Origin of the sequence: Sediminitomix flava (assembly GCF_003149185.1) — a bacterium.
Lineage (GTDB): Bacteria > Bacteroidota > Bacteroidia > Cytophagales > Flammeovirgaceae > Sediminitomix > Sediminitomix flava.
Genome location: NZ_QGDO01000003.1, coordinates 588,070 through 601,281 on the forward strand (window position 1 = coordinate 588,070; position 13,212 = coordinate 601,281).

Below are 13,212 nucleotides of genomic sequence, written 5' to 3' on the forward strand. Positions count from 1 at the left end.
ATATAAATTTTGGCCAGCTACAAGGATTTGTAGCTGGTTTTTTGTTTATCTAGGGTGGCAGATAAAGTATTTGTTGATTGATTTTGTCATTGACTTGGCATTGAACAACTCTGAAGCTTCTAACAAATCGACAATATCTCCTTTTTTAGTTTTGATTAGAATACGATCATTGGAGCCGTAAAGTGAATTACTTATAGAGTTTGTGTTGAACATATAGGTCATTTCACTATCAGTGAATCCAAATTTTTTCTGAACGGCATTTTTTTGTTCTTCTATGAATGCTACGGATAAAGGCTCATTGAACATATGAACTTTAAATATTTTTCGCTCGACTAAATGTTCACTTAATGTTCTCAGTACAAAATCATCGTGGAATAGCCAGAATTTAATACTCCCCCAAATATCATAATCATCTAGAAGTACGAAGTTTTTCAAAACTGATTCTTCGCTTTCAAATCTTTCGAATGATATATCTTCTTTCATAAATGGAGCTAAAGCAGGCGTGCAGGTTACTTCTACTCCTTCTCTTGTAAGGTGTTTAGCCCTTCTAATTACTTGAACAAGCATATGTTCCGTACTAACAGTTGTTTTGTGAAGATAAACCTGCCAATACATCATTCTTCTTGCATTCAAGAAATTTTCAATACTATATATCCCTTTTTCTTCAATAACTATCTGGTCATCTACTATATCAATCATTTGAATAAGTCGATCAGCCCCAATACTGCCTTCTATAACTCCTGTGAAAAAACAATCTCTTTGTAAATAGTCCATTCGATCCATGTCCAACTGAGAAGAGATTAATTGATGAAAAAATGCTCTGTTATATTCATTTTTGAACATTCTTATTGCTAGATCTAATTTCCCATCAAACTCTTGATTCAGTTTATCCATTAATAAGGATGAAATATTTTCATGATGAACCTCTTTAAGAATAGTATATTCTAAAGCATGTGAAAATGGCCCATGTCCAATATCGTGTAGAAGAATGGCGATCATTGCCGCTTCATACTCTTCCTCAGATATTTCATGTCCTTTTGCTATTAAAATATCTAAGGTTCTTCTCATGAGATGCATAGCACCTAGTGCATGATGAAAACGAGTGTGTAAGGCTCCTGGGTAAACAAAACTTGTTAAACCTAGCTGCTTTATTCTTCTCAGTCTCTGAAAATATGGATGTGAAACCAAGTCATAGATCAACTGATGATTGATTCTGATAAATCCATAGACAGGGTCGTTTATGATTTTAGCTTTCATTGTATTCTTCTATAATGGTATTTTTCTACTTCTAAAGTAAACAGGACGGAGAATAAAAAGAATACTTAAAGGATATTTTCAAGGGTATATGTTGATTTTTAACCTCTGTGATCACATTTATTACTCTATTTCTTTAAAGAATAGCTTATATAAAAACAATTTTCATTTTGAATACTTTATTTATGTGTGATTATTCAAATACATTTTAGAATAGGAAATGGAGTTTGGGAAGTTAAAAGACATTAGTACAGTAGATTTTAAGATACCTACTGATCATTATAGAAATAGAGAAGTACTATCAACAGGTAGAAATGACGGAAAAGGAGAAATCTATTTTGGTTGTCCCTCATGGACGTCAAAAGATTGGTTAGGTAAGTTATATCCGTCTAAGTTGAAAAGTGCAGAATTTTTTGAAAACTATACGAAGCACTTTTCGACCATAGAGTTTAATTCTTCTCATTATGCATTGCCAAGTAAATCACAAGTTGAGAAATGGGTTAATGAAAGTCCAACACAATTTACTTTTTGTCCAAAAGTTCCACAAGAAATAAGTCATTGGAAACGCTTGGATAGAGTGGGAGTACAACTAGATACTTTTATGCAGACTGTGGCAGGGTTTGAGAAACATTTAGGATGTAGCTTTTTACAACTTCCTCCCGATTTTGGAGTAGAATCTCTTTCAATGCTTGATTCATTTTTAGATCGAATTCCTGATCAATATCCATTATCAATTGAGTTTCGAGATCCTTCTTGGTTTGAGAAAAATGAGGCTTTTGAATATATCACGAAACGAATGGAAGAAAAAAAGCTTCCAATGTGTCTGACCGACGTAGCAGGAAGAAGAGACGTGTTGCATATGCGTTTAACAAGTCCAATTGTAGCAGTGAGATTTGTTGGAAATCAGTTACACGATACTGATTATGTGCGAATGAGGGCTTGGGCTCAAAGAATTGCAGAGTGGCGAGCACAAGGTTTAGAAAAGATATTTTTCTTTTTGCATCAACCAGAAGATAGACTTTGCCCAGAGACCGCTGTATATTTTGTAGAATGTATTAATGATACTTGTGGTGTCAATTTACCAATTCCTAAATTATATCAATCTGGAATACAGACGAGTTTATTTTAAGGTTTCTTTAAACAATCCTACTTTGGGCTAGTTTATTAAGCAAATTTTTAGGAGAAATAGATTAAGATGAATACGATCGACGCAAAAACTTATAGAGATGGAATGAGCTTGCTTCCAGCAGCTGTTACTGTTGTTACTACAGATGGTGAAGCTGGCAAAGGAGGTATGACAGTCTCTGCAATTACTTCTGTTACAGATACTCCAGCCACACTCTTGATTTGTATCAACCAAAATTCTAAAATGAATGAAATGTTGAAAACAAATGCTCGTTTTGTGGTAAATATTCTACAAGCTTCAAATGAAGAAATTTCAAATAGAATGGCAGGTTTTGATGGAAGTGAGCCTTCTGAGAGATTTGACTTGGGAGAATGGAAAGAAGGAACTTTAAAACAGCCAATTCTAAAAAATGCCTCAGCCGCTTTTGAATGTGAAATTGTAAAAACGGACGAAGTTGGAACACATTCAGTTATATATGGTGAAGTAAAAGAGTTACATACTTTTGAGAAAGAAGAGTCTCCTCTTATGTATTTCAACAGATCTTATCAGCAATTTCGAGTAGATGAAACGGTTACTCCGTAATTGTAAGAAATGATTCTTTTGAAAGGATATTCTTCTGTTCTACTACTATCGTTTTTTCAGAAGTTAAGGATAAAAAGTTTTTGATAGCCTCTTTAGCTTTACTTTGATGTTTGATGAGTAGAGGATCGCTTACGGCTTTTTTATAAATAATACCTTTTGCCTTTGTTAGAGCTTTTGTTACAATATTTGATGAAGAAAAGAAGGTGTTTGTTTCATTAAAAACAGATGAGTTTTCATGATCTATCACAACATCACAAATCTCAAGATTTGGTATTTGAATAAAAATGCTATCGTTAGTGATAAGGATATCCTTTTTTTCAATTTTTGAAAGATCAATGCAAAGATTTACATGACCTTTTATGTGTAGGTCTATGCTTGGATCTGGCCACCAATCTACGGGTTCTTTATATTTGATAATATCTGTATAATGTTGCTCCCCAAATACTAGTTTACTTTTAGAAACAAATTTGTCATAGATTTTTGCTTGTAGTAATATCGCTTCAGCTTTCAATCTTTCACTTTCTTTGAAGTCAAAATAGTACTTTATCCCTATTCCAATTGAGGTGAAAAGTAAAATGAAGAATAAATATTTGAGCGATTTCATAAAAAGTATATTATTTGATTCTAAAAAATAATTACAACATCCGTACCTAGATTTTTATAAAAATCAATATATGGAATATGTGAGAAAAGAAGGATTACTTTAATAGTAAAGTAATCCTTCTTTCTTTTATATCAAATCGAAAACATCTTTGACTTTTATTTGAGAGGATTTAGTGAATCCTTCAGCAAAAGTACAATTTGCAATTTTACCCATTTCTCTAGCTCTACCTTCAATGAAGTGTTTGAAGTCTGGAGTGGAAATGAAAGTCTGATCTCCTTTAGCACTTTCTTCTGCATTAGTGTGGAACTGTGAAGAAAAGGCTTCAATAGATTGTACTTTCTGTTCCCAAGATTCTGTAACATCAACTACAAAGTCAGGTTTGATGTGCTCACTCTGAATCATATGGAAAATATTTTTAGGTCTCCATGCCTCTTGTTCTTTCCCGTCTAGTTCAGTTACCACTTTTTTCAAACCACTGATAAAACAAGCATCCACTACTAATTGAGCTGCTTTGCCATGATCAGGATGTCTGTCATATTCAGCATTTGTGAAAACTATATCTGGTTTATATTTACGAAGCATTTTCACAACTTCTAACTGGTGAGCTTCATCGTTTTTAAAAAATACATCTCTAAAACCGAGATTTTCACGAGCACTTAACCCCATGATTTCACCAGCTGCTTGAGCCTCTTTCAATCGAAGTTCTGGTGTACCTCGAGTACCCATTTCTCCTTGAGTAAAATCAATAATTCCGACCTTATATCCTTGTTTAATGTGGTTAATCAGCGTGCCAGAGCAACTTAATTCTACATCATCAGGATGTGCAACTAGTGCTAGTATATCTAATTTCATATGTTTAAACTATATCAACTATTAAAGAACGAAGATACGGGGAAATGGTTTAAAGAAGAAGAATTGTACAATAATGGGTGTTGAATATGGAAGAGGAGAACCTTTTATATTATTGAATTAGCTAGTATTTTTGCAGGCTTAAAGAAGGTTATGAAAAAATATAAATATTATTTGATTTATAAGCCTTTCGGTATGCTTCCTCAATTTTCAGATAATGAAGGAAGGCCAACATTGAAAGATTTATATGATTTCCCTAAGGATGTGTATTCAGTTGGACGATTAGATATGGACTCAGAGGGTTTGCTAATTCTCACAAATGATAAAAGTCTAAATCATAAGCTATTGCATCCTTCATTTAAGCATGATCGAGAATACTTGGTTCAAGTGGATGGAGATATAACCGAGGAAGCGATTATGCAATTGGCAAAAGGAGTAGTTATTTCTGTAAATAAGAAAAAACATAATACTTTGCCAGCAAAAGCTAGGAAGAAACAAGAGCCGAATTGGTTGGAAGAGCGTAATCCACCCGTACGTTTTAGAAAATCTATACCAACTTCCTTTGTTTCTTTGTCTTTAATTGAAGGGAAAAATAGACAAGTTCGTAAAATGACTGCTTCAGTAGGTTTTCCTACTCTTAGACTAATTAGAACAAGGATTGAAGGAATTACTTTGAATGGAATGAAAATAGGAGAGGTTAAAGAGGTGAACCGAAACCTAATCTATAAATTACTTTTTGAAAACAATAAGAAATAAAAATAGGAGAGCGTCAATAAAGAGGCTCTCCTAAATTTTTTAGCTTAAAATTGAATTAAGCAATTACAGTTTCTTTTGCCACTGTTCTGTCTTCTGGGTAAGCTCTGTGAGTTTCACCAGTATAAACCTGACGAGGTCTAGAGATTGGTTGAACCATTTCACGAGACTCTTTCCATTGTGCAATCCAACCTGGTAGACGACCAAGAGCGAATAACACTGTAAACATTTCAGTAGGGAATCCTAATGCTTTATAGATAATACCTGAGTAGAAGTCTACGTTAGGGTAAAGTTTCTTCTCAACAAAGTAAGGGTCAGTTAAAGCAATGTCTTCCAATTTCTTAGCGATATCCAATAACGGGTCATTTACGCCAAGACGGTCTAAGATATCATCAGCAGCTTTCTTGATGATTCTAGAACGAGGATCAAAGTTTTTATATACTCTATGTCCAAATCCCATCAAACGGAACGGATCATTCTTATCTTTTGCTTTCGCGATGAATTTATCAATGTTTCCACCATCAGCTTGGATAGTTTCTAGCATCTCAATAACAGCTTGGTTAGCTCCACCGTGAAGGCTACCCCAAAGTGCATTGATACCTGCAGAAACAGCTACATATAATGAAGATAATGATGAACCTACTACTCTTACTGTAGCAGCTGAACAGTTTTGCTCATGATCTGCATGAAGAATAAGAAGTTTATTCATAGCATCCATAATGACTGGATCTACATCATAATCCATATGCTTGTTTTTGAACATCATTTGCATGAAGTTACTAACGTAGTCATTTTTAGCGTTAGGATATTCCAATGGAAGACCTTGGCTATTTTTGAATGACCAAGCAGCAAGCGTAGGAAGTTTTGCAAGAAGTCTTACAATTGTTAAATCGATTGCAGCAGAGTCTCTATTAGGATCAATTGATTCTGGGTGGAATGCTGTCAAAGAAGTAACTAAAGAAGAAAGAACTCCCATTGGATGTGCTGTAGAAGGGAAACCGTCAAAAATCTTACGGATATCTTCGTGCACAAGAGAGTGCTTCATGATGCGGCTTGACCAATTTTCAAAAGTCTGTGCATCTGGAAGCTCGCCATATATTAATAAGTAAGCAACTTCAAGGAAAGAAGATTTTTCTGCCAAATCTTCAATAGAATAACCTCTGTGACGAAGAATACCTTTTTCTCCATCTAGGAAAGTTACATTCGAAGTTGTAGAACCCGTGTTTTTGAAACCTACATCTAGAGTTATGAGACCAGAAGTAGCTCTTAATTTAGAAATGTCTAGTGCTTTTTCGCCTTCAGAGCCTTCTAGAACTGGGATTTCATATGTGTTGCCGTCGTATTGTAGTTGTGCTGTTTTATTCATATGTTCTTTAAATAATTTAGAATGTATAGTCTATAGGTAGTTTAATTGCATAACCGCTTATCAATAACTCAAGATTTAGAATTATTGTTTAAATAATTGTTATTAAAGAATGTTAGTTATTGATTTTCTCGCCTAATATATTTGAAAAAATTGTCATTAGCAAAGTTTTAATTGGTTGTACCATATATATGATTGGATTTTAGTCCATTTAATTCAATACTTCCAAAATAATGTTAAATAATAATATCCAGTACATTCATTCGGCTTTGAAATATTTGTCTGAAAGACTGTAGTGTTAAAGGTGAGAATTGGACTATATTTTATCTTTTTAGTTGTGATTTGTTTTTAAAAGAGTCTATCTTGTTTGAGATTTTTGCCGAAAATTATGCTATTATTGCCCTAAATGCATTGTTCTTTTAGGAATTGAGGCACTTTCATTATTTTTTTTAAGTCTTTTAAAGACATTGGAATTTTAAATTAACCTGGACAAGATGTCAAAAAATCTAGTCATCGTAGAGTCCCCAGCTAAGGCAAAGACGATCGAGAAGTATTTGGGGAAAGACTTTACAGTAAGATCAAGTTACGGCCACATACGAGATTTACCGAAAGGTGATAAAGCTATTGATATTGAGAATGATTTCACCCCTGTTTATGAAGTTTCTTCAGATAAGAAGGAAGTCATAAAAGAGTTGAACAAGGAAGTGAAGGATGCTGAATATATATGGTTAGCGACCGATGATGACCGCGAGGGAGAAGCGATATCTTGGCACTTGTACGAGACGCTAAAATTAAATAATGATAATACGAAAAGGATTGTTTTCCGAGAAATTACGAAATCAGCAATCCTTAAAGCAATAGATTCTCCAAGAACAATTGATATAGATTTGGTGAATGCTCAGCAAGCGCGTCGTATTCTAGACCGTTTAGTTGGTTATGAATTATCACCAGTTCTTTGGAAAAAAATTAAAAGAGGTCTTTCTGCTGGCCGTGTTCAATCGGTTGCCGTAAGATTAGTTGTTGAAAGGGAACGAGAAGTGGAGGCTTTTACTCCTGAGTCTTCTTTTAAGGTAGTTGCAGAATTTGACTTAGATCAAGGTAAAGTATTAAAGGCGGAGCTCCCTAAGAAATTCAAAACCGAAGAAGAAGCCAGAGTATTCTTAGAAGCTTGTCTAAAAGGAGAATATCAAATTGCTGATTTGCAGAAAAAGCCTGGTAAAAGAACTCCAGCAGCTCCTTTTACTACTTCAACTTTACAACAAGAGGCAAGTAGAAAATTAGGTTACTCTGTTTCTCAGACAATGATTCTAGCTCAGAAATTGTACGAGTCTGGTAAGATTACCTATATGCGTACAGATTCTGTTAACATCTCAGAAGAAGCTAAAGCTGCCGCAGCTGATGTTATTTCTTCAACTTATGGAGAAGAGTACGTAGAGACTAGACATTTCAAAACAAAATCGAAATCTGCTCAAGAGGCTCACGAAGCTATCAGACCTACTAATTTCTCAATTCCGTCTGTGAATGATGTTGATGACAACCGAGAAGCTCGTCTTTATGAGTTGATTTGGAAAAGAGCAATCGCATCTCAAATGTCTAATGCTAGACTTGAAAAGACAATTGCTAAGATTAGTGTTTCAACAGCTGAGGAACAATTTACCGCATCTGGTGAGGTGATAGTTTTTGACGGTTTCTTGAAAGTATATATAGAATCTAAGGATGAAGATGATGCCGATAATGATGGTGATAGTTCAATGTTACCGCCATTGTCTGTCGGACAATCTTTAGCTTTAAGTCAAATGGATGCCATTCAAAGATTTACAAGACCTGCAGCAAGATATACAGAAGCAAGTCTTGTGAAAAAGCTTGAAGAAATGGGCATTGGTCGTCCATCTACTTATGCTCCAACAATCTCAACGATCCAAAAGCGTGATTATGTTGTGAAGGAGGCTAGAGATGGTAAAGAAAGAAAGTATCGTCATCTAAGATTGAAAGATGGCGCAATTAAAGATACTGACCAAACTGAAATTGTAGGTAACGAGAAGAATAAACTATTCCCTACTAATATTGGAATGGTTGTTAATGATTTCTTGGTGAAGTATTTCCCTGACATTGTTGACTATTCTTTTACAGCCCAAGTTGAAGAACAATTTGATGAGATTGCCAATGGAGGAAAAGAATGGAATTCAATGATCAAGAATTTCTATGGTTCTTTCCATGAAACAGTAGAAACAACTACAGAAAAGGCTGATCGCTCAGAAATTGGTGGTTCAAGAGTTCTTGGTACTGATCCAGTTTCAGGAAAAGAAGTAACTGTACGTTTAGGTAAGTTTGGCCCAATAGCTCAAATCGGAACAACTCCTGAAGAAGGAGACGAGGAGGCTGAAAAACCAAAGTATGCTTCTTTAAGAAAAGGTCAATATTTAGAGAGTATTACTTTAGAAGATGCCTTAGAATTATTCAAATTACCTAGAACTGTAGGAGAGTTTGAAGATAAAGTAGTAGTAGCTGCAATTGGTAGATTTGGACCTTATATTCGTCACGATGGTAAGTTTGTATCTATCGGCAAAGAACTTGCGCCTGAAACTATTACTTTGGATGAAGCAATCGCTTTGATTTTGGCTAAAAGAGAAGCTGATGCAAAGAAATTTATCAAAGCTTTTGATGAAGATCCTGAAATTCAAATTTTAAATGGTCGTTGGGGACCTTATATTTCTTACAAAAAGAAGAACTATAAAATCCCTAAAGAAACAGAAGCTTCTGAATTGACTTTTGAGGAAACTATGAAGTTGATTGAAGAGGGAATGAAAGCACCTGCTAAAAAGAAAGGTGCAGCTGCTAAGAAGACGACTGCTGCTGAAAAGAAAACAACAGCAACTAAAGCAAAGACGACAACGAAAAAAACAACTACTAAAAAAGCAACAACAGCTAAGAAAACAACGGCTACAAAAAGGAAAACTGTTGCGAAAAAATAATAGTTTGTTTTAAAATAATATAGTTTCTTAAAAATCACAGAACCGTAGGTAAAACATAACCTACGGTTCTTTTTTATGTGCTATATTTGACTTGGCGATGTAAAGTTTTCTTTTATTTGCATAGGCAATTATGATATGAGTTAACTTTTGTTTAAAATTGCTCTTAATAGAGCTAAATATTAAGATTCCAAGTTATTTAATACCCCTAAAGGGAACTTCTATGAATATACATGAGTATCAGGCGAAAGAGCTATTAAAAAGACACAACGTAGCAATCGGTGAAGGTATTTTGGCGAATACGCCAGAGGAAGCTGTAGCAGCAGCTGAAGCTTTAACTGAGCAAACTGGAACGCAAAAGTGGGCTGTAAAAGCTCAAATTCATGCTGGTGGTCGTGGTAAAGGCGGCGGAGTAAAAATTGCTAGCAATCTTGAAGAAGTAAAAGAACATGCTTCTAATATTATCGGGATGCAGCTTGTGACTCCACAAACTGGCGCAGAAGGTAAAAAAGTTTATAAAGTACTAGTACAAGAAAATACATATTATCCAGGAGAGTCTGAGCTTTCTGAGATTTACATGTCTATCTTATTGAATAGAGGTACAGGACGTAACATGGTTATGTACTCTACAGAAGGTGGAATGGATATCGAGGAAGTTGCTGAAAAAACTCCTCATTTGATCTTTACTGAAGATATCGATCCTAAAGTAGGTTTGACTGGTTTCCAAGCTAGAAGAATTGCTTTTAACCTAGGTCTTTCAGGTAAAGCTTTCAAAGAAATGGTGAAATTCGTTTCAGGTCTTTACAATGTATATGTAAAAGAAGATGCTGAAATGATCGAAATCAACCCTGTTCTTAAAACAACAGATGATAGAATCTTGGCAGTAGATGCAAAGATTTCTCTAGAAGAAAATGCTCTTTACCGTCACAAAGATAATCAAGAGTTCCGTGACTTGACTGAAGAAGACCCTTCTGAAGTTGAAGCAGGAAAATATAACTTGAACTACGTGAAGCTTGATGGTAACGTAGGTTGTATGGTAAATGGTGCTGGTCTTGCAATGGCTACAATGGACATGATTAAATTGTCTGGTGGTGAGCCTGCAAACTTCCTTGATGTTGGAGGTTCTGCGAATGCTGAGACAGTAGAGAATGGTTTCCGTATCATCCTTTCTGACCCTAAAGTAAAAGCAATCTTGATCAACGTATTCGGTGGTATCGTTCGTTGTGACCGTGTTGCTAAAGGTGTAATTGAAGCATACAAAAATATTGGTAACATTGAAGTTCCAATTATTGTAAGACTTCAAGGTACTAATGCAGAAGAGGCTGCTCAATTGATCAATGAGTCTGGTCTTAAAGTAATTTCTGCAGTAGTATTGAAAGATGCAGCAGAGAAAGTAAAAGAAGCTTTAGCTTCTGCTTAAGAAATATTTGAAATGATTTAAGCCTGTTCAATCTAATTGGACAGGCTTTTTTTGTTTAAATTTAGGCTATGAATAATGTGTTGAAAACGGTATTACGTCCTTTGGGTGGATTGTACGGAGGAATTATGTCCTTCAGAAACTTTTTATATAAGAAAAATATTTTTAGGGCTTCTCAGTTTGATCTAAAGATTATATCTGTTGGAAACCTTTCTGTAGGTGGTACAGGGAAGACTCCTCATGTTGAATTACTAGTTTCCTTGTTTGAGGATGAATATAATTTGGGGATTTTAAGTAGAGGGTATGGAAGAAGAACGAAAGGTTTTTTATTGGCTAATGAACATCCTACAGCACAAGAAATAGGGGATGAGCCTGCGCAATACCAATCTAAATTTGGAGAGAAACATGTTGTGGCTGTTGGGGAAGAACGAGCAATGGCAATTCCTCAAATGCTTTATCAGCATGAAAATATAAATATGATTATTCTCGATGATGCTTTTCAACATAGAGCTGTAGATCGAGATGTAAATATTATGCTCACTGAATTTCAACGTCCTTTTTATGATGATTTCATCATGCCAGCTGGTAGGCTGAGGGAGAAAAGAATAGGAGCAAGTAGAGCTGATATTGTAATTATTACAAAATGTCCTGCTGATTTATCAAAAACTCAAGCGGCTCAAATGAGTACTGAGGTTCAAAGATATGCTGGAGAGGATACGCCTGTATTTTTTAGTTCTATAAAATATGGTAAGTTGAAATCTGTTCAAAATCATAATGAGACTCTAGATTGGGCAGATAAGACATACTTGCTAACTGGAATAGCAAATGCTAATCCGATGAAAGAATATATTTCTCACTATTCTCAAATTATTCATCATGATGAGAAAGCAGATCATTTTCATTACTCAGAGTTTAGAGTAGAGAAAATACTAGAAAGGTTCGAAAAAGAAACTTCTGGAAATGGAATGATTGTGACAACAGAGAAGGATATGGTCAAACTAACAAATCCTTCAATCCTAGAGTTATTAAAAGGGAAGTCAATTGCTTATCTTCCTATAGAAATTGATATTCTTTTTGATAAAAAAGACGAACTGAAATCTGAAATAACAAAAAAACTATAAAGACTAACTTTTTTATAAACTAATCATTACCTGATGACTGCTATTTTAACTGCTTTAGGAACTGCTGTTCCAGAATATAAAATCTCCCAATCAGAGCTTGTACCTTTTATGTCTAAGCTTCTGAAATTAGATCATGTTGAAGAGCGTAAGCTATCTATTTTATATAGAGCGACAGGTATTCAGCATCGGCATTCGGTAATTCCAGATTTTGAAAAAAAAGAGCAGTTAGAATTTTTTAGAGAAGATGATTTAGATTTTTCTCCTCCAATCTCACAGCGAATGCAATATTATGAGAAGTCAGCTTTGGGATTAGCAAAAAATGCAGTTTTAGATGCTTTTCAAGGTCTTGAAGATGAGATTTATGATGAAATAACGCATTTAATTACGGTAAGTTGTACAGGAATGTACGCACCAGGTTTAGATATTGAGTTGGTTCAAGAGTTACCGCTTAAATCTTCAATACAACGGACTGCCGTAAACTTTATGGGTTGCTATGGTGCATTCAATGCTTTAAAGTTAGCAAAGTCTATTTGTGAAGCGGATAAAAATAGTAAGGTCTTAGTTGTTTCAGTTGAGTTATGTACGCTTCATTTTCAGCATTCTAAAGATGAAGAACAACTTCTTGCCGCTTCATTGTTTGCAGATGGATCAGCAGCAGCATTAGTTGAAGGAAAAGTAGATGCTCCGAGAAAGTTTCAGTTAGAATTGAATACTTTTTTTGCAGATTTAGTACCACAGGGTAAAACAGAAATGCAATGGCATATTGAAGATCATGGTTTTAAAATGGGTTTGACAACCCTAGTTCCGGAGTTGATCAGAGATGAAATGGATGTTCTGATACAAAATCTATTTTCAAAATCGTCAGCTAATCAGGATGAAGTAGACTTTTATGCAATTCACCCTGGAGGGAAGAAAATTCTACAAGAAGTTGAGAAGAAATTAGGGATTACAAAAGAGCAAAATGCAGTCGCTCATGAAGTCCTTAGAGATTACGGAAATATGTCTTCTGCTACAATTCTGTTCGTTCTGAAAAAACTACTTACTGAGATAAACGAGGTTGAAGAACCGAAAATAATATTGGGTATGGCGTTTGGTCCAGGCTTAACAATTGAGTCTATGATTGTACGTTTATTACCAACTGATTAATATAAACACTATACTAAACTTAAACACT

At 34.8% G+C, this 13,212-nt stretch carries 11 protein-coding genes; 7 read left to right on the plus strand and 4 right to left on the minus strand.

Going from position 1 to position 13,212, the window contains the following annotated elements; genetic code table 11:
- Window positions 1–45: 45 nt before the first annotated feature.
- Window positions 46–1,257, minus strand: coding sequence for an HD domain-containing protein (locus BC781_RS14210; RefSeq protein ID WP_109618865.1), 1,212 nt, complete (start codon window positions 1,255–1,257; stop codon window positions 46–48).
- Between the two features lie 217 nt (window positions 1,258–1,474).
- On the opposite strand from BC781_RS14210, the gene BC781_RS14215 reads away from it, so the two are divergent.
- The gene (locus BC781_RS14215) at window positions 1,475–2,383 is read left to right on the plus strand and encodes a DUF72 domain-containing protein (protein ID WP_109618867.1); all 909 of its coding nucleotides are present in this window, start codon (window positions 1,475–1,477) and stop codon (window positions 2,381–2,383) included.
- A 66-nt stretch (window positions 2,384–2,449) separates the two neighbouring features.
- Window positions 2,450–2,962: a flavin reductase family protein gene (locus BC781_RS14220; protein ID WP_109618869.1), complete on the plus strand. Its 513-nt coding sequence runs from the start codon at window positions 2,450–2,452 to the stop codon at window positions 2,960–2,962.
- Here BC781_RS14220 and BC781_RS14225 read toward each other — a convergent pair.
- Together BC781_RS14225 and bshB1 are read right to left on the minus strand one after the other, a co-directional pair.
- Window positions 2,952–3,566 carry a DUF4230 domain-containing protein gene (locus BC781_RS14225; protein WP_109618871.1) on the minus strand — a complete coding sequence of 205 codons (615 nt, stop codon included), beginning with the start codon at window positions 3,564–3,566 and terminating at the stop codon, window positions 2,952–2,954. The two genes, BC781_RS14220 and BC781_RS14225, sit on opposite strands and share 11 nt — an antisense overlap.
- Window positions 3,567–3,692: 126 nt before the next feature.
- On the minus strand, window positions 3,693–4,418 hold the full coding sequence (bshB1, locus tag BC781_RS14230; protein ID WP_109618873.1) for a bacillithiol biosynthesis deacetylase BshB1: 726 nt from the start codon (window positions 4,416–4,418) through the stop codon (window positions 3,693–3,695).
- Window positions 4,419–4,568: 150 nt separating this feature from the next.
- Here bshB1 and BC781_RS14235 point away from each other — a divergent pair, with 150 nt between their 5' ends.
- Window positions 4,569–5,171, plus strand: coding sequence for a pseudouridine synthase (locus BC781_RS14235; RefSeq protein WP_109618875.1), 603 nt, complete (start codon window positions 4,569–4,571; stop codon window positions 5,169–5,171).
- Window positions 5,172–5,226: 55 nt separating this feature from the next.
- Here BC781_RS14235 and BC781_RS14240 read toward each other — a convergent pair whose 3' ends face one another.
- Entirely contained in the window at window positions 5,227–6,534 is a 1,308-nt protein-coding gene (locus BC781_RS14240) for a citrate synthase (protein WP_109618877.1), read from the minus strand.
- Window positions 6,535–7,025: 491 nt separating this feature from the next.
- Here BC781_RS14240 and topA point away from each other — a divergent pair, with 491 nt between their 5' ends.
- The 4 genes from topA (at window position 7,026) to BC781_RS14260 (ending at window position 13,184) form a co-directional block, all read left to right on the plus strand.
- Window positions 7,026–9,503 (plus strand): type I DNA topoisomerase, encoded by a 2,478-nt coding sequence (gene topA / locus BC781_RS14245; protein ID WP_109618879.1) that lies wholly within the window; start codon window positions 7,026–7,028, stop codon window positions 9,501–9,503.
- A 220-nt stretch (window positions 9,504–9,723) separates the two neighbouring features.
- Window positions 9,724–10,920, plus strand: a complete 1,197-nt coding sequence (gene sucC / locus BC781_RS14250) for an ADP-forming succinate--CoA ligase subunit beta (protein WP_109618881.1) — start codon at window positions 9,724–9,726, stop codon at window positions 10,918–10,920.
- Between the two features lie 68 nt (window positions 10,921–10,988).
- Window positions 10,989–12,038 carry a tetraacyldisaccharide 4'-kinase gene (lpxK, locus tag BC781_RS14255; RefSeq protein ID WP_109618883.1) on the plus strand — a complete coding sequence of 350 codons (1,050 nt, stop codon included), beginning with the start codon at window positions 10,989–10,991 and terminating at the stop codon, window positions 12,036–12,038.
- Between the two features lie 33 nt (window positions 12,039–12,071).
- Window positions 12,072–13,184 carry a type III polyketide synthase gene (locus BC781_RS14260; RefSeq protein ID WP_109618886.1) on the plus strand — a complete coding sequence of 371 codons (1,113 nt, stop codon included), beginning with the start codon at window positions 12,072–12,074 and terminating at the stop codon, window positions 13,182–13,184.
- Window positions 13,185–13,212: the final 28 nt, after the last annotated feature.